Origin of the sequence: Xenorhabdus koppenhoeferi (genome assembly GCF_900116635.1) — a bacterium.
GTDB classification, from domain to species: domain Bacteria; phylum Pseudomonadota; class Gammaproteobacteria; order Enterobacterales; family Enterobacteriaceae; genus Xenorhabdus; species Xenorhabdus koppenhoeferi.
The window spans coordinates 39984-56908 of record NZ_FPBJ01000023.1; the positions used below are offsets into that span (position 1 = coordinate 39984).

Consider the following 16925-nt stretch of genomic DNA (forward strand, 5'->3'; position numbering starts at 1 on the left):
TTTTAAAACTCAAACTCATAGAGCAAATCTAAAGCTTGATCAATACCAGATACTGCCTCCAGATACAATCTTGGCATAACCCGGTAACGTAAAGTCAGGGTTGCCAAAGAATCAAAAATACCTACACCATACTTCACTTGTAAGTCTTTGGTTATTCTACCACTAACAACAACCTGAGATTTATCACCAACACCTTGAGTATCTAAAGCCAAATCAGAGACACCAAAAGTTTCCCCGATTTTACCCACCAGCTGACCACTCTGGGCCACTCCTAAGCCTATCAGCATAGCTGCCATCTGAGAGTTGTCAGAGTCCCCCTTTTTTTCTAAACCTTGCCCATGCAAAAGGTAAGACAATGCTTCCTGCTGTGATTTGGCAGGATCAGAGAAAACTTCTACTTTGGGTTTATCCGCCAATCCTGTCACTCTGACACCCGCGATAACACCATTCGCCGTTGATTCTGGATTACGGATAGCTTCAATGTTCAACAGTGGCTGATCCGGCGGGCCGGAGAAAATAATTGTTCCTCTGCGTACCTGCAAATCTTGCCCGTAAGCATTAAAACGCCCTTCTGGAATGTCAATTTGACCATTCAGCTCTAATCCTTGTTGATCCTGAAGAACTTTCAAAATCCCTTTTAGCTGCGCCGTCAAACCGAAAGCACTCAAATGGACATCATCACCAATATGAATATTTAAGTTACTTTGAATCTGAATAGATGATTTTTTCTTCTCTATCGGGTGCAAATTTTTATCCAGCATAACTTCATCAGAAGAAACACTTACTGCTGACTCTGGCAATTCCTGTACCGTAATACGTGCCCACGGAATATCCACATTACCGTCGAGTTTCAGTAAATTTGGTGTCGCTTCCAGCACCAACTCAGGACTAACATCAATTTTTACCATTGGCGGGACAGTGATACGTAATTTATCACCATTAGCTGCTATTCTGGCATACCACGCATCCAAATTACGCCAATCAGCACGACCATTAAGATTTAATTGCCCTTTGGGGGTTTTAATCATCCCATTCAAATCAGACTGAACCCCATCAAAATGGGCAACTAACTGACCTTGAGAGATATCAAATGGCAACCAATGACTGCTTATTTGCAGGTTATCTGCTTTTAGTAAACCAAATAACAGTGGATTTTTGACGTTACCTCCGAGGCGCAAATTTGCATTCATTCCCCCTTTCACTTTTTCACCTTTCCCCAAAATAGGTTTAATCAAATTCAAGGAAAGATTTTGGAGATCTACATTACCTGATAATTTACGGCTATTTTCTAAATCAGCTACCTGAACATTACCATTCACCTGACCATTCCCAGCCAATTTGAATAACCATGCCAGGTTTGCTTTGCCATTTTCCAGCCCTGCATTCAAAGTGAGCATTTCAAAATCAATCGGTAACGCAATGCCTTCTACAACCTGACGGATTCGAACGCCACTCCCTTGCAATGCAACTTTTGCTTGTGGCAAACTTTGGTCTGCTGTCCATTTGACATCAGCGTTACCACTGAATATGCCCTTAAGTTGAGTACTTTTATCAATGAATGGCTGGAACATAGCTAAATCAAATCGTTCAAGAGCAATTTGTGCATGACCGTGACTTCCCGCTTCAATCGGTTTTACGATACAAAGCCGGGCATTTGGGTTGAGCCAGCAGTGAGTTCCGAGTGTAACTTTTTGTTGTAAGTTCAGATAATCAATGGATATCGCCTTGCTTAAACGCCACTCACCGACAGGTGTATCAAAGTAAGTATTGTTGATACTGCCTTTCCAGCGTTCCTGTTGACGGTCAAAGCTACCATTGAGCACCAACTGGCCTGACACCGGATTCCCCTCAATTTTCAATTGCAAGTCATGCTGCTTTTCTGTGCCTTTGGCATCAAGCACCAAATTATTGATGGTTAAATTCGCTTGTTTTAATTGGCGAACAACAACTGATAGCTGCCCTTGAATTTGTTCCGCTGAGCGTATATCTCCCTTAATCTTAGCGCTATCCACCCGTAGCTCGTCCTGCCAGCGTACCCCACGAGCGCTCAAATCCACCGCGATTTGCGGAACTTTCATATTGCCGCGTAATTTGACATTGCCAGTAATCAGGCCAGCCAATCCCGGTAATAGCCCATTCAACTGAGGCGCATTAATTTCTCCATCCAGTTTCCAGACTTCATTTGTAAGCTGTCCCTGAACATTTAGCGTATTGCGGCCAAACACTAAATCGAATTGCGGAATATCCCACTGCCCAGCCGCATTACCCGATGCCTTTCCATGCGCTTTCACTACATTCTGTTTCACATTACCATCAAGGGTAATTTCAGGGATCCGGAGCTGCCAGCTTCCACCATACAGGCTACCGCGTATTGCTATTTTACCGTCCATTTTGGCGGGCCATTCCGGCCACTGTTTAGCTGTATCAATGCCATCCAGAACTAATTGGGCATTCCAGCTAATCGCTTTACTCCAATCAACAACACCTGTGATATCCGCTTTGCCCTGTAGTGCAATCAGACGCAAGCGGGTTAGTCTGAGCAATTCTTCATTCCCTTTTGCATCCAACATCAGCGATGCAGGAGGAATATCATTACCCTTAATATCAGAACGAAGAGAAAGATCATAACGGCTGGCTTCACCATTCAGGCGTAATTTAACACTATTAAACTGGTATTCTGGTTTACCTTTTAATGGCCATTGAAGTTGTTTACTTTGCAAAGTAAGACGAATAGGCAAACCTGCTTTTGCTAATCCGACCTTAGCATCTAAACTGGCGGCAAGTGGCCCGGAAAGATGTAATGCGAGATCAAGCTGCTGCAACAAAGACCCATTCAGTGTTAAATCAATCTCCTGCCCTTTCAGCTTATCCAGATTTACATTATTTAAATTATCAACATGACCTTTCATTACCAGTTTGACTGGCCACTGTTCGGCGAGTTTTACTGCTCCCTGTACCGCCAGTAAACCTTCCTGCGCTTGTACGCTCAAGGTTTTTACATCAACTTGCTGCCCTTGATTATGAGCTTGCAACCGCAAATCATGCACAGTGACATCAGTATCACCAGTCAGACGAAGCTGATTACCATGAATACTTTCTACAGTGATATCAAGGGGAATAGGGACATAAGGCAATTCAGACAAAAGAGGCTTAGCAAACAACGCTTTCAACGTTTCACCCAATGATTTATCAGGGTCGGCCTGCGCTGTGATTTTTTGCTCAGGCTCAGGTGGTGTCTTTGGCAATGCAACCAACAAATGACGGATTTCCGTTGGTTTTAATATCAGCTGTTTTTCCCGCCATTGGGCACCAGATTTAAATTCATCTAAATCAATGACGATATCATCTATTTTGACGTGGATATTTTTCAAAGAAAGCAGATCCAGTGAGATAGGATACGGTGTTTTTAATTCAGTCAGTGGTTCTGATTGAGGAGAAGGTTCTGAAGATGGAAGTTCAGCTGTATTCACTGAAACAGCAACTCCTTCAGTCGTCAGTGCATTGACACACACATGACTATGCTTCAAGCAAGAAAGTTGTAATGAGAGATGTAAATTATCAGCACTGACATTGACTCCCGGCATCTGATATTTCACGCCTCTTAGCGTTAAATCGCGCCAGTCTCCACTAACACTGGCAATATCCAACCCAGGAATCCAACGTGCCGCACTGTTAATCATAAAATGCAGGCCCGTTTGCGTGCAAACTAATCCCACAATTGTCATCAGTACCAAGCTCACAATCAGCAGGAAAACAATACTGATCCTTTTTACCCACTTCATAATTCAGTCCCTAAACCGATATAAAATTCAACATTATGACTATTTCGATCCCTGACTGGAGTCGCCAAATCAAATTTTATCGGCCCAACAGGTGAAGCCCAACGCACACCAATACCCGCACCTACTTTAAAATTACTCCTTTTAATATCGTCCACCGCTTCACCCGAATCTATAAACAAGGCACTCCACCAATTTCCATAAATATTATATTGATATTCCAACGAACCAACTGCCAGCTTTGATGCCCCGACTAATTTACCTTTACTGTCTTTTGGTGAAACGGTCTGGTACTTATAACCCCGAATGCTGCGATCGCCCCCAGCAAAGAAACGAAGGTCAGGTGGTACCTGATTGAAATTATTAGTTTCTATCCAGCCTAAATCCGCGCGCACTACAAAACGGTGGTTCTCCTGATAAGTTCTGACCCAGACATGATGAGCCTGCAATACGAGAAAATCCACATTGGATCGCCACGTCGTATCCGAAATATCAATCGAATAACGCTGGCTATCTCCCCAATAAGGCATGGTGCCACCACGCTGGCGAATACGGCTGATATTTGCCCCCGGATAAAGCAGCATTGTAGTGTTTGTCGTATTAGCTTGTGTAAAGTGGCTGAGGCTCCAGCGAAGATTGACACCGTATTGCCAACCAGTAGAAAGATCCCAATTACGAACAAGGTTCAGTGTTGCTGTATCTAAGATTGTATCGTTAATATCTTTTCGCTTATAACCCGTTTGCAGTTCGTAATATTCCTCGAGTGGATTGACTTTAAGCGGCATTTTGTAAGAAGCATTAATGAATTGCTCTCGTGAAGAGACATTAATACTGGAACTCAGACTATGCCCACGGGAATTGAGCCATGGCTTTTTCCATTTGACCTGAACTCGGGGACCGATATCTGTTGCATAGCCGCCACCCAATTCAACATAGTTAGCAGAACGAGGAACTAAAGAAGCATTCAATGGTAGCAACTTATCCTTATTCTCACGTCCTGCTTTGAAATCAGGTACGACAACCGCAGAATTAAACCATCCGGTATCCACCAAACGCCGATTAAATTCAGCCAATTGTTCTGAAGAGTAATATTCCCCCGATTTAAAGGGAACAAGGTTATCCAAATAGGATTCTCGAATTTGCGAACCGCGGAATTGCACAGAGCCGAAACGATAACGGTGCCCGCTGTCAAAATCAAAATCCCAAATGGACTCATGCAGCTCTTTTGATACCCCCAATTCACTTTTCTTCACCGCCGCGTCAAAATATCCCTTTTTGACAGCCAGATTCGTCAATGCACCCTTAAAACTTTCATATTCGCCATGATTAAGAATTTCTTTTTCTTTCGGCATATTTTTTTTAATCAGGGCAGCATAATCTTTATCTGTTTTTGCGCCGCCTTCCAAATCAACATTCACTTTAACGACACGCACAGGATCACCGAGTGTTACCTTTGCAGTCAAAACAGGACGGGCTGGCGGCGTATTCTCCTGATAGGTAAATTCAACAGTGGGATCATAATATCCCAATGGACGAAGCCCCTGCCGTATTGCTTTTTCTACGCGAGCACGAAAACGACCATCAGGGGAAACTTCTTCGGTACTAATATTTGAAAGTTGTACCCTGGCATTTTTTTCCAATTCGCCAGAAAGTCCTTCTACTTTCAACCGTAAATTTGCACTATAAGCCGATGGAATTGCGATAGATACAAAAAGAGTACATATGAGGGGATATCGTGACACTCGAACTCCTAATATTTATCTATATCGGTAGGATAAATTCTAACAATATAAAAATGCGGCAATAAATTAATTCTGGTAAAGTTTTAAAGATATACAAGCAACACATAATCATAAAATCCGTGAATAACAAGGAGAGAATCTTGCCAAATTCAACTAATGAAAGCCAACATGTTTCCCTGCAGAATACCTTATCTGGCAGAGCTACCGCATTAACTGTATCACCCTATCATGTCATCACACAGCATTCGATAGATAACATTCCAGAAAATATGCAGATCGCCTATGTCGGAATGGGATGTTTCTGGGGTGTTGAGCGCCTTTTCTGGCAACAAGAAGGCATCTATACCACCTCTGTAGGTTACAGTGGCGGCACGACGCCAAATCCAAACTATGAAGAAGTTTGTACTGGCTTAACCGGACATGCCGAAGTGGTCAGGATAGTGTTTGATCCGGCGAAAATCACTTATACCCAATTACTGGCGCTGTTCTGGGAAAATCACGATCCTGCCCAAGGCATGCGTCAGCATGGTGATATCGGTACACAATACCGTTCCGCCCTTTACACCATTTCACCACAACAAAATGAACAGGCATTGGTCAGCCGCGACCAATTTCAGCAAGCGATGGCGCAAAATGGTGATAAACGGACTATCACAACAGAAATCCGCGAAGCAGGGCCATTCTACTTTGCAGAAGATTATCATCAGCAGTATCTCTACAAAAACCCTGAGGGATATTGTGGATTAGGTGGTATTGGGATCTGTTTCCCTCCAACGCACAAAAACTAGTCGATTTAGTTAGCCCAATGTTATAAGCATTGGGCTAACTAATAATGATGTCATGACCACCTTAATGGGTGATTTAATTGGTCAGGGGCAAGAAGAGCAAATTGTTGTGCGTGACGAAAATTCATGGCTGGTTGAAATCGATCAATTGCTGGTAACGAAAATAGTCGATACTACTGGACAGATCAATCAATCCAGCACTGAGCAGTCGTATGAAGCGTGAAGAAGCGTAACCATAGAGAATTAAACTAAAAACGGCCAATAGGCCGTTTATTATACTAATAATATGTTATCGATAATGGCACATATTTATCAGTAAATAGGTTATTGCAGAAAAATTATCCCATTTCGGTTTGTAAGCGCAATACTTGCTGATTGACTTCGCTCATTACATGAAAATGACGTTTATCTTTTATCTTCGGTGGTAAGATTTTCCCATAGTTAAATTCAAAAGCGCCCATATCCTTGATATATAAACGCCCACGAAATAAGGTTTTTACGTAGAGAGCAATTTTCTGTGGGTTATAATGGTGAAAGATTTTCATCTCTGTTTTTTTCCTCCCATGCTTCTTACGGTATCATTCTACTGCATCACTACTCAGTGAATCAGAAGATATATCACTATCATGTCAGATGTATAGACTACATATATGGAAATTTGTTCCCCGATCCCTAAGATTCAATCACTAATCTCACATAACATGTTGAAATAAAATATAATTAATGATTATCACTCCCTGATTTGCTTATATTTCACGCTAAATGTTACCAAATTGTTGCTTTTAATGAGGACAGACCAGTCAACAAGCGCTATGCTGAATATGACGTTCCCTGATAACATGCCACACTATGCCAAATGAGGAATAAATATGATAAAAAACATTGCATTATCTGCAATATTGAGTTTGATGCCAATATTTGCTTTCGCCCATAACATCACACCAGAACAGCAAGTTCCTGCGGTCAGTGTGACCGATAAAGGTGAGCTGTTATTCAACGATGGCAAGTTCAGCTACCAAAATTGGGACAGTACTGAACTGCCGGGAAAAGTAAGAACTATCCAGCACATTGCTGGCCGTAGTTCCGCAAAAGAGATGAATGACCCTCTGATTCAAGCATTAAAAAATGCCGGCTTACCAAAAGATAAATATCAAACAACCAGTATCGTAAATACCGACGATGCTATTTTTGGCACCAGCGTCTTCGTTCGTAATAACCTTGAAGACAGCAAAAAACAGTTTCCGTGGTCACAATTTATTGTCGACAGCAATGGACTGGCCAAAAAAGCATGGGGACTGGAACCGAAGAGTTCAGCAATTATTGTGCTGGATAAAAATGGTAACGTGAAATTTGTCAAAGACGGCAAGTTGAGTAATGAAGAAATCACGCACGTTATCAGCCTTATTGAAGAAGAACTGAAAAAATAACTTTCATCCCAATCGGATTCTAAATAACGATAATCTTTTCATAATAGTTCAGTGATAATGGTTCCACGGCAGTGGGCCATTATCACCTGAGCATTAAAAGATGCTGACTCTAAAGCCCGGGTTCAGGAAAGACTCACGCGGGAAGTAATTCAATGTTTTTCCTTCCCAATCGGTAACATGTGCACCTGCGGCAATTGCAACAGCATGTCCGGCACCCGTATCCCAGATATTCGTTGGTCCAAAGCGTGGATAAAGCTGGGCTTTTCCTTCCGCAACCATGCAAAACTTAAGTGAAGACCCAACCGATAGTATGTCGTGAACCCCTAATTGAGCAAGATAATCATTTAATTCTTCATCATCTCGCTGAGAACGGCTAACAACTACCACAATTGGCAGTGTTGCAGGCACAACTTTAATCGGAAGTGTCTGTCCATTGGCTTCCTTCCACGCCTGACGTCCCTGCCCCGAATACAGAATATTCTGTGCAGGGACATAAACGACACCCATAACAGGTATGCCATCCTCAATTAATGCGATATTGACAGTAAACTCACCATTCCGGCGAATAAACTCTTTTGTACCATCCAGTGGATCAACCAACCAGTAACGCTGCCAGCTTTGCCGTTCTTCCCATATAGGAGGATCTTCTTCTGATAACAAGGGGATATCAGGGGCAATCCGCAACAATCCAGCTTTGATAATTTTATGTGCTGCAATATCCGCAGCTGTAACAGGTGAATTGTCCATCTTGTGCTCTATTTGCAACGGTTGTTCAGACAGATAGACCTCCATGATCGCTGCACCCGCTTCCCGTGCCAATTGGCAGACTTGTTGTAGCATCATACACCTCTGCATTCTTTGTTCAGCTATCCCCTTACTGCTTTCAAATTGCTACTTGAATGGCTGTTATCTATGTCGAGGATTCACTTCCTTATCGCCATGCCGCAACTTGAAATCTATTGGGTATATATCACGTGAAAGAAACTACATTTTTAGCGCACTTTTTACTGTAATGGCGAATACTTTATTTACCGATCACAGCTAAATTCACGCAAAAAAATAGCCGGTTAACCGGCTATTCCATTGAAATAGAATTATAAAATTTCCAGTAATTCTACTTCAAAGATAAGTGTACTGTAAGGAGGGATGGATGCGCCCGCACCACGCTCACCATAAGCCAAGTTGTGAGGAATATAAAGTTCCCACTTAGAACCTACTGGCATCAGAGTCAGCGCTTCAATCCAGCCTGGGATCACGCCACTTACAGGAAATTCTGCTGGTGTACCACGCTGTACTGAGCTATCAAATACAGTGCCATCAATCAGGCGACCAGTATAGTGAACACTAACACGATCAGTACGAGCCGGGATTGCCCCTTCACCTTGTGTCAGGACAGAAAATTGCAGCCCAGATTCAGTGCTGTTAACCCCTTCACGCTGGGCATTTTCTGTCAGGAATTTGTTGCCTTCTTCTGCCATCGTCTGCTGGCGTTCACGGCGAACGCTGTCAGCACGTTCATGTATTTCGCGCAGAGCACGATGCAGTTCTTCTACAGGAATAGCAGGAGTGCGGCTTTCCAGCGCGTCACACAATCCCGCCAAAAGCGCTTCTGGCTCCAGACCCTGCAAACCAGACTCCTGTAATTGTTGACCAACTTGCAAGCCAATACCATAACTTGCACGTGCTTCAATAGAGTCAAAAGAAGGTTTTGTCATGAAAATACCTGTTATTAAATAAGTGAAGACTCAAGCATAACAGCACTATACAGATGGGTAAACGCGTGAAAAGAGTTAATGGGGTTTAATAGAAAAAAACGCCGGGCATTGCCAGCGTTTTTTGTCACATGTTCGTAAACTTAATCAAAGATTAAGCTTCTGGAACGATGTTAACATTCAACTGTGCGAATACATCGCTGTGTACCTGGAAGTGAACTTCGTGCTCACCAACAGTACGCAGAACGCCGTTAGGCAGGCGAACTTCGCTCTTAGATACTTCAACACCAGCAGCAGTTACTGCATCAGCGATGTCACGAGTACCGATAGAACCGAACAGTTTGCCTTCGTCACCCGCTTTAGAAGCGATGGTAACAGAACCCAGTGCGTTGATTTTCTCTGCACGAGCTTGCGCTGCTGTCAGAACGTCAGCCAGTTTGGCTTCCAGTTCAACACGGCGAGCTTCGAAGAATTCGATGTTTTTCTTAGTTGCAGGAACAGCTTTGCCCTGTGGCACTAAGAAGTTACGGGCATAACCCGATTTAACGTTAACTTGGTCACCCAGGCTACCCAGGTTCGCTACTTTATCAAGCAGAATAACTTGCATTACCTTATCCTCTCAAAGTCGTTAATGGACTGAGCCTATTACTGATGACAATCAGTATAAGGCAACAGAGACAGGTAGCGAGCACGCTTGATAGCACGAGCGAGCTGGCGCTGGTATTTTGCACGAGTGCCGGTAATACGGCTCGGTACAATTTTACCGCTTTCGGTAATGTAGTTTTTCAGCGTAACAATGTCTTTATAATCGATCTCTTGTACGCCTTCCGCTGTGAAGCGGCAGAACTTGCGACGACGGAAATAACGTGCCATTTGGCTAGTCTCCAGAATCTATCAATTCAATCTGCTCGGCATGAAGAACCAGTTTACTCAGACCATTGCGCCCATAATGGGAGTTAATGAATCCTGAAACAGTTATTCGATTGCCGACCGTTATACTGTGAGTATATTCCTGTAACAACTGTCCGCTGGCAATAACGGGCATTCTGCACCATGACTGCCTGCTGAATCCGGCTTCCTGTTGCTGTGAACGATGTTCAAGCACAAACTGACAATGTGGAATACCGGATGGACTGACTTTTCGTATCGGTGCCTTGCACACTGTGCCAGAAAGCACCAAACGATTGGTTGTCACGGTAATTACTCTTCAGAATCCCCAGCTTCATCAGCATCATCAACCAGGTCTTCTTCCAGAGCCAGATCACGGCTACGACGTTCGTCTTTAGCCTTAACCATTGGTGATGCTTCAGTTACTGCGTGCTTAACGCGCATAACCATGCTGCGGATAACGGCGTCGTTGAAGCGGAAGTTAGTTTCCAGTTCATCAATCGCTTCCTGTGGCGCTTCAACGTTCATCAGAACGTAGTGAGCCTTGTGCAGTTTGTTGATTGGGTAAGCCAATTGACGACGACCCCAGTCTTCCAAACGGTGGATCTGACCTTGCGCGTTAGTGATAGTCGCACTGTAACGCTCGATCATGCCCGGAACCTGTTCGCTTTGATCAGGATGGACCATAAAAACGATTTCGTAATGACGCATTAGCATTGCTCCTTACGGATTATTCAGCCTCCTGTCAGGGTCAGCCGTGGCCCATGGAGGCAAGGAACGTGTTTAGTACGGCTGAAAAATCGACGCGTCACTATACCCGTACAATACAAAAAACTCAAGGTACGGGCAGGAGAAAAACGCGTTTATTCTTCTTTCAAACGATTTGAAATAAGTAAAAATTACTGGGTGCTTCTCTGACGTACGATTTCAAACAAGCATACCCCTGTTGCAACCGATACATTCAGGGAAGAAACTGAGCCTGCCATTGGAATACGGATCAATTCATCGCAATGTTCACGGGTCAGACGACGCATTCCTTCGCCTTCCGCCCCCATAACCAAGGCCATCGGGCCAGTTAATTTGCTCTCGTATAACGCATGAGTGGCTTCACCCGCCGTCCCGACAATCCAGATATTGTGTTCTTGCAGCAAACGTAAAGTACGGGCAAGGTTGGTCACTCGGATCAGTGGCACGTTTTCTGCGGCACCACAGGCAACTTTTTTAGCTGTCGCATTCAATTGTGCTGAGCGATCACGGGGAACGATAACCGCATCAACTCCCGCAGCATCAGCAGTACGCAGGCAAGCCCCCAAATTATGGGGATCAGTAACACCGTCCAGTATCAACAGAAATGGGCGATCCATCCGGGATAACAAATCCGGCAAATCATTTTCTTGATACTGACGACTCGGTTTGACCCGGGCAATGATTCCTTGATGTACGGCACTTTCTGTCTGGGCATCCAACCATTGGCGATTAGCCAGTTGCACCGCAATGCCGATACTTTCCAGTTCCTGCAACAATGGAGTCAAACGACGATCTTCACGCCCTTTTAATACATAAACTTCCATGAATCGCTGTGGATCACGTTCCAACAGGGCTTTAACGGCATGGATACCGTAAATAATTTCACTCATGACTGGCTGATACCTGACTCACTGATTAACTATTTTTACTGACTGTTTTTATGGACAATTAATTCATGCTTTTCTTTGCACGCTTTGCTTTCAATTTTGCCGTAATTTTTTTGGTTATGTCTGATTGTTTTTTCTTGCTTTGCTTAGGTGATTTAGGTTTTTCCGTACTTTTCTTTTTACGAACTTCGCTATCTGGCTCAAAATTAGCTGTTTTTTTATAATCCCGGCCTTTTTTACCATTCTTACGTTCTGAATTTGAATTGCCTTTTTTCGTCTTATCACGCGCTGTTTTACCTTGGTTACGCGCTTTACGTGTCGAGGAAAGCAAAGTGAAATTAATATTACGCTCATCCATATGTACGGCTTCCACACGGATCTCAACTTCATCACCAAGGCGATATGTTTGCCCGGAAGACTCACCAATCAAGCGCTGGCCGACATTATCGTATCTGTAATAATCATTATCCAGAGTCGAAACGTGGACTAAACCATCAATGAACAGATCATTCAAGCGGACAAAAAAACCGAAACCAGTCACACTGGTAATAAGTCCGGTGAAAATATTACCCACCTGATCTTGCATGAAATCACATTTCAGCCAGTCAGCTACATCTCTTGTCGCTTCATCTGCACGACGTTCGCTCATGGAACAGTGGTCGCCCAATTGCAGCATGTGTTCCATATCGTTGTGCCAGCCACCTGTTGGCGTCTCGCGATGCTCAACAACACCGTTTTCTTGCGCCAATAAATATTTGATAGCACGGTGCAATGCCAAATCAGGATAGCGGCGGATCGGTGAAGTAAAATGAGAATAAGCACGCAACGCCAGACCAAAGTGCCCCCGATTTTCAGGCTCATAAATTGCCTGTTTCATGGAGCGCAGCAGCATGGTTTGCAGTAGCTCGTGATCTGGCCTATCTGCAACAGCCTTCATCAATTGAGCGTAATCTTTCGGTTCTGGCTTCAGGCCACCCAATAAACTCAACCCCAGTTCATTGAAGACCGAACGAAGATTCAGGATGCTCTCTTCTCTCGGGCGATCATGAATACGATACAATGCCGGTTCATTGTGCTTTTCAACAAAACGGGCAGCGGCAATGTTAGCCAGAATCATGCACTCTTCGATGAGTTTGTGGGCATCATTGCGTACAACCGGCTCAATACGTTCAATACGACGCTCTGCGTTGAAGATGAATTTGGCTTCTTCAGATTCAAACGAAATCGCTCCACGCTGTTCGCGTGCCTGCTCCAATGCCTGATAAAGTTCATGCAGGTGCTCAATATGCTTCACCAGCGGCTTGTAATGTTCACGCAGTTCTTGATCACCCTGCAAAATCTTCCAAACTTTCGTATAGGTCAAACGCGCATGTGAATTCATCACCGCTTCGTAAAACTTATAGGAAGATAATTTGCCTTGGGCAGAAATGGTCATTTCACACACCATACACAGGCGATCAACGTCTGGATTGAGGGAGCACAATCCATTCGACAGCACTTCTGGCAGCATTGGTACAACTTGGGACGGAAAATAGACCGAATTACCACGGCTGCGTGCTTCTGTATCCAAAGCTGTTTGTGGACGAACGTAGTAACTCACATCAGCAATCGCAACCCACAAACGCCAACCACCACCACGTTTTCTTTCGCAATATACCGCGTCATCAAAGTCACGGGCATCTTCGCCATCAATTGTTACTAACGGCAATTCACGTAAATCAACACGGCCTTGTTTGGCGGATTCAGGAACATTCTCATCTAAATCAGCCACCTGTTTTTCTACCAGGGGTGGCCAACTATGTGGGATTTCATGGGTACGAAGCGCAATGTCAACCGCCATGCTCGTTCCCATCGTTTCACCCAATACTTCAACAATTTTGCCTATGGCTTTGGTACGGCGAGTCGAGCGATTTGTTAATTCAACCACCACGACGTTCCCCATTCTTGCTCCGCAAACTTCCTCTTTCGGGATCAAGATATCAAAACACAGGCGGCTATCATCAGGAACGACAAACCCCATGCCTGCATCTATGAAATATCGGCCAACTATTTGGCTGTTTTTCGGCTCCAGTACTCGTACGATACGGACTTCAATGCGGCCTTTTCTGTCTGGTCGCAAAGGTTGTGCCAGTACAACATCACCGTGGATAGCCATTTTCATCTGTTCGGCAGATAGATAGAAATCTTCTTTGTGGCCTTCTACCCGCAGGAAACCATAGCCATCACGGTGACCGATCACCATTCCTTTCAATAAATCTAAACGCTCTGGCAGCGCGTAACATTGACGACGGGTAAAAACTAACTGTCCATCACGTTCCATTGCCCGCAAACGGCGGCGCAATGCTTCCTGTGCATCTGCACTGGTTAATTGAAGTTCTTGTGCTAATTCCTGACGGTTTACCGGAGCGGTGTGTTTAGAAATGATATCCAAGATGTATTCACGGCTTGGAATTGGAGATTCGTATTTTTCAGCCTCTCGTTCCTGAAAAGGATCTTTTGACATCGTCATTCCTCTGTTGTCATCAGCAAGCTGTTTATCCCCTTACTTCACTAGCCAGAAGCAACTGATAAAGGGGACGATTGTCTTTAACCATATCGGTCAAAGTATGTTTATCCAACTCTTCCAAAAAATTCTCTACTGCTTGATTCAAGACTGATTTGAAGCAACATGCAGGCGTGATTTGACAAGCACTACAGTTAATCAATGCAAGTGGCTCTAATGAGCTAACCACATTACCAATTTTGATCTCGCTGGCAGGTTTACCCAGACTAATGCCACCATTTTTTCCTCTGACAGCCTTCACCAACCCTAACTAACTAAGTTGGTTGATAATCTTTACCATATGGTTACGTGAGACACCATAAGCTTCAGTTACCTCTGTAATACTCGTCATTTGACCTGCTGGTAAAGAAGCCATATAAATCAAAGCACGTAATCCATAATCGGTAAAACTGGTTAACTGCACACTCACCTCTGGGAGACTGAATATAACGGGGATTTATTTGGAACCAAAAAATGTCTGTTCTGTATATTGGTTTTCGTTAGTTGTTCATCATTATGTGGGTATTTTTAAAATTAAGCAAAACAGAGTGGCTTGCTTCTTGATTTCTTAAAAAAACAAAAACCGAGCATTAAGCTCGGTTATGTATACCGAAAAGATTAAACTATCAATTAAGCATCAAATGGATCACGAAGGATCATCGTTTCTGCACGATCTGGGCCTGTAGAAATAATATCAACAGGAACACCAGTCAGCTCTTCTACACGTTTGATGTAGTTCAATGCTGCTTGTGGCAACTGACTGTGATCTTTCACACCGAAGGTACTTTCATCCCAACCTGGCAGCGTTTCATAAACGGCTTCCAGACCTTCCCAGTTTTCTGCCGCCAATGGCGTAATGTCAATTACGGAGCCATCAGGCCGGCGATAGCCAACGCAGATTTTCACTTCTTTCAAGCCATCCAGCACATCCAGTTTGGTCATGCAGAAGCCTGACAAGGAGTTGATTTGGATCGCACGACGAATAGCAATGATATCCAGCCATCCGGTACGACGACTACGGCCTGTAGTCGCACCAAATTCCTGACCTTTCTGACGCAGGTATTCACCAGTTTCATCAAACAGTTCGGTTGGGAATGGGCCTGCACCAACACGGGTAGAGTAAGCCTTGATGATACCCAGAACATAGTCAACATAACGTGGACCCAGACCGGAACCAGTTGCAACACCGCCCGCAGTGGTATTGGAAGAAGTCACATAAGGGTAAGTACCGTGGTCAATATCCAACAGTGTACCTTGTGCACCCTCGAACATCACTAGCTCACCTTTCTGAGTTGCTTTATAGAGCAGGTCAGAAACGTCAACTACCATGCCAGTCAGGATATCGGCAACAGCCAGAATATCGTCCAGCGTCTTCTGATAATCAACAGCCGGTTCTTTGTAGTAGTTAACCAGTTGGAAATTGTGATAATCAATGATTTCTTTCAGTTTGGCAGCGAAGGCTTCTTTATCAAACAGATCACCAACACGAAGACCACGGCGGGCAACTTTATCTTCGTATGCCGGGCCGATGCCACGACCAGTAGTGCCAATTGCCTTGGCTCCGCGCGCTTTTTCGCGGGCATTATCCAGTGCAACATGATAAGGCAGGATCAGCGGACAGGCTTCAGAAATCAGTAAGCGTTCACGTACAGGAATCCCACGTGATTCAAGCTCTCTCATCTCTTTCATCAAAGCATCTGGTGCTAAAACGACCCCATTTGCAATAATGCTAATGACATTTTCACGTAAGATCCCAGATGGGATTAAATGGAGAACGGTTTTTTCACCGTTGATGACTAGTGTATGGCCCGCATTATGGCCCCCTTGATAACGAACTACATATTTAGCTCGTTCAGTCAGCAAGTCGACGATTTTACCCTTGCCCTCGTCACCCCATTGGGTGCCCAATACGACAACGTTCTTACCCATTTCAAAATTTCACTCGGTTGCTTAAAAATGGATTCTACCATCTCATTTAGCACCTTTCAGTATTTTTTGTCACTTCTGTTATTTCGTTTCGTCATATAAATGAGATGATAAGTAAACATTGGGAATGATAACCGAGTCTAGTCCTGATATACGTTGACACTATTTTTACTTAACGCCTGATAATGGACTTCATCGGGCGTTTTATTTTAGTACTGCAGCCGTATGTTCCCTTGTGGCCTGATAGCCCATAACATTTTTTCATGAAAATACGGTTACGGCTGTAGCAATTCTGATGAGAACTTGCTTCATATAAGAGATTGAAATTATGCAAACCCGCTGCTTATTGTTTACTGGGCAACGCATTGATTTTATGAATTTTACGACTGTAGTACTAGATAATGTCGTCATAAATTATTTTGTGCGATAATAAGATTTGCATTCCATAAACAGAGTGAACTAACCATGAGCACGCCTGCATACCGCCGCC

At 43.9% G+C, this 16925-nt stretch carries 14 protein-coding genes and 2 pseudogenes; 3 read left to right on the forward strand and 13 right to left on the reverse strand.

The annotated features are described in order from the left end of the window. Window positions 1–2: 2 nt before the first annotated feature. Both tamB and tamA read right to left on the reverse strand, forming a co-directional pair. Window positions 3–3782 carry an autotransporter assembly complex protein TamB gene (gene tamB, locus BM329_RS09090; RefSeq protein WP_092551979.1) on the reverse strand — a complete coding sequence of 1260 codons (3780 nt, stop codon included), beginning with the start codon at window positions 3780–3782 and terminating at the stop codon, window positions 3–5. Further along, window positions 3779–5521: an autotransporter assembly complex protein TamA gene (gene tamA, locus BM329_RS09095; protein WP_092551982.1), complete on the reverse strand. Its 1743-nt coding sequence runs from the start codon at window positions 5519–5521 to the stop codon at window positions 3779–3781. The genes tamB and tamA overlap by 4 nt, the downstream gene beginning before the upstream one ends. A 140-nt stretch (window positions 5522–5661) precedes the next feature. Here tamA and msrA point away from each other — a divergent pair, with 140 nt between their 5' ends. Both msrA and BM329_RS09105 read left to right on the forward strand, forming a co-directional pair. Further along, entirely contained in the window at window positions 5662–6309 is a 648-nt protein-coding gene (gene msrA, locus BM329_RS09100) for a peptide-methionine (S)-S-oxide reductase MsrA (protein ID WP_092551985.1), read from the forward strand. Between the two features lie 34 nt (window positions 6310–6343). Beyond that, window positions 6344–6529 (forward strand): annotated as a pseudogene (locus BM329_RS09105) (polyamine export protein PaeA); the annotation flags it as partial. 115 nt (window positions 6530–6644) lie between these two features. On the opposite strand, the gene BM329_RS09110 reads toward BM329_RS09105, so the two are convergent. After that, window positions 6645–6851, reverse strand: coding sequence for a DUF1107 domain-containing protein (locus BM329_RS09110; protein WP_092551988.1), 207 nt, complete (start codon window positions 6849–6851; stop codon window positions 6645–6647). A gap of 324 nt (window positions 6852–7175) precedes the next feature. Between BM329_RS09110 and BM329_RS09115 the strand changes: the two genes are divergently transcribed. Further along, window positions 7176–7733 (forward strand): YtfJ family protein, encoded by a 558-nt coding sequence (locus tag BM329_RS09115; protein WP_092551991.1) that lies wholly within the window; start codon window positions 7176–7178, stop codon window positions 7731–7733. A gap of 93 nt (window positions 7734–7826) precedes the next feature. On the opposite strand, the gene cysQ is transcribed toward BM329_RS09115, so the two are convergent. The 10 genes and pseudogenes from cysQ to BM329_RS09165 form a co-directional block, all read right to left on the reverse strand. Next, window positions 7827–8573, reverse strand: coding sequence for a 3'(2'),5'-bisphosphate nucleotidase CysQ (cysQ, locus tag BM329_RS09120; RefSeq protein ID WP_092552021.1), 747 nt, complete (start codon window positions 8571–8573; stop codon window positions 7827–7829). Window positions 8574–8827: 254 nt separating this feature from the next. Continuing rightward, the gene (gene bamJ, locus BM329_RS09125) at window positions 8828–9448 is read right to left on the reverse strand and encodes a BamJ family beta-barrel-assembly machinery protein (RefSeq protein ID WP_092551994.1); all 621 of its coding nucleotides are present in this window, start codon (window positions 9446–9448) and stop codon (window positions 8828–8830) included. 151 nt (window positions 9449–9599) lie between these two features. Continuing rightward, window positions 9600–10052 carry a 50S ribosomal protein L9 gene (rplI, locus tag BM329_RS09130; RefSeq protein ID WP_092551997.1) on the reverse strand — a complete coding sequence of 151 codons (453 nt, stop codon included), beginning with the start codon at window positions 10050–10052 and terminating at the stop codon, window positions 9600–9602. Between the two features lie 38 nt (window positions 10053–10090). Continuing rightward, window positions 10091–10318: a 30S ribosomal protein S18 gene (rpsR, locus tag BM329_RS09135; protein WP_092552000.1), complete on the reverse strand. Its 228-nt coding sequence runs from the start codon at window positions 10316–10318 to the stop codon at window positions 10091–10093. A gap of 4 nt (window positions 10319–10322) precedes the next feature. Further along, on the reverse strand, window positions 10323–10640 hold the full coding sequence (gene priB, locus BM329_RS09140; RefSeq protein WP_092552003.1) for a primosomal replication protein N: 318 nt from the start codon (window positions 10638–10640) through the stop codon (window positions 10323–10325). Between the two features lie 5 nt (window positions 10641–10645). Further along, window positions 10646–11044 (reverse strand): 30S ribosomal protein S6, encoded by a 399-nt coding sequence (gene rpsF, locus BM329_RS09145; RefSeq protein ID WP_092552006.1) that lies wholly within the window; start codon window positions 11042–11044, stop codon window positions 10646–10648. Between the two features lie 188 nt (window positions 11045–11232). Then, window positions 11233–11970, reverse strand: a complete 738-nt coding sequence (gene rlmB, locus BM329_RS09150) for a 23S rRNA (guanosine(2251)-2'-O)-methyltransferase RlmB (RefSeq protein ID WP_092552009.1) — start codon at window positions 11968–11970, stop codon at window positions 11233–11235. 58 nt (window positions 11971–12028) lie between these two features. Further along, the gene (gene rnr / locus BM329_RS09155) at window positions 12029–14470 is read right to left on the reverse strand and encodes a ribonuclease R (RefSeq protein WP_092552012.1); all 2442 of its coding nucleotides are present in this window, start codon (window positions 14468–14470) and stop codon (window positions 12029–12031) included. 31 nt (window positions 14471–14501) lie between these two features. After that, a pseudogene (gene nsrR / locus BM329_RS09160) lies at window positions 14502–14933 on the reverse strand (nitric oxide-sensing transcriptional repressor NsrR). A gap of 206 nt (window positions 14934–15139) precedes the next feature. Further along, window positions 15140–16438, reverse strand: a complete 1299-nt coding sequence (locus tag BM329_RS09165; RefSeq protein ID WP_092552015.1) for an adenylosuccinate synthase — start codon at window positions 16436–16438, stop codon at window positions 15140–15142. Window positions 16439–16925 lie beyond the last annotated feature (487 nt).

What these genes read in the sequence shown, in the direction of transcription:
- tamB (WP_092551979.1), bottom strand. Translation starts at nt 3,782, where the DNA reads ATGAAGTGGGTAAAAAGGATCAGTATTGTTTTCCTGCTGATTGTGAGC.
- BM329_RS09110 (WP_092551988.1), bottom strand. Translation starts at nt 6,851, where the DNA reads ATGAAAATCTTTCACCATTATAACCCACAGAAAATTGCTCTCTACGTA.
- BM329_RS09115 (WP_092551991.1), top strand. Translation starts at nt 7,176, where the DNA reads ATGATAAAAAACATTGCATTATCTGCAATATTGAGTTTGATGCCAATA.
- cysQ (WP_092552021.1), bottom strand. Translation starts at nt 8,573, where the DNA reads ATGCTACAACAAGTCTGCCAATTGGCACGGGAAGCGGGTGCAGCGATC.
- bamJ (WP_092551994.1), bottom strand. Translation starts at nt 9,448, where the DNA reads ATGACAAAACCTTCTTTTGACTCTATTGAAGCACGTGCAAGTTATGGT.
- rplI (WP_092551997.1), bottom strand. Translation starts at nt 10,052, where the DNA reads ATGCAAGTTATTCTGCTTGATAAAGTAGCGAACCTGGGTAGCCTGGGT.
- rpsR (WP_092552000.1), bottom strand. Translation starts at nt 10,318, where the DNA reads ATGGCACGTTATTTCCGTCGTCGCAAGTTCTGCCGCTTCACAGCGGAA.
- rpsF (WP_092552006.1), bottom strand. Translation starts at nt 11,044, where the DNA reads ATGCGTCATTACGAAATCGTTTTTATGGTCCATCCTGATCAAAGCGAA.
- rlmB (WP_092552009.1), bottom strand. Translation starts at nt 11,970, where the DNA reads ATGAGTGAAATTATTTACGGTATCCATGCCGTTAAAGCCCTGTTGGAA.
- rnr (WP_092552012.1), bottom strand. Translation starts at nt 14,470, where the DNA reads ATGTCAAAAGATCCTTTTCAGGAACGAGAGGCTGAAAAATACGAATCT.
- BM329_RS09165 (WP_092552015.1), bottom strand. Translation starts at nt 16,438, where the DNA reads ATGGGTAAGAACGTTGTCGTATTGGGCACCCAATGGGGTGACGAGGGC.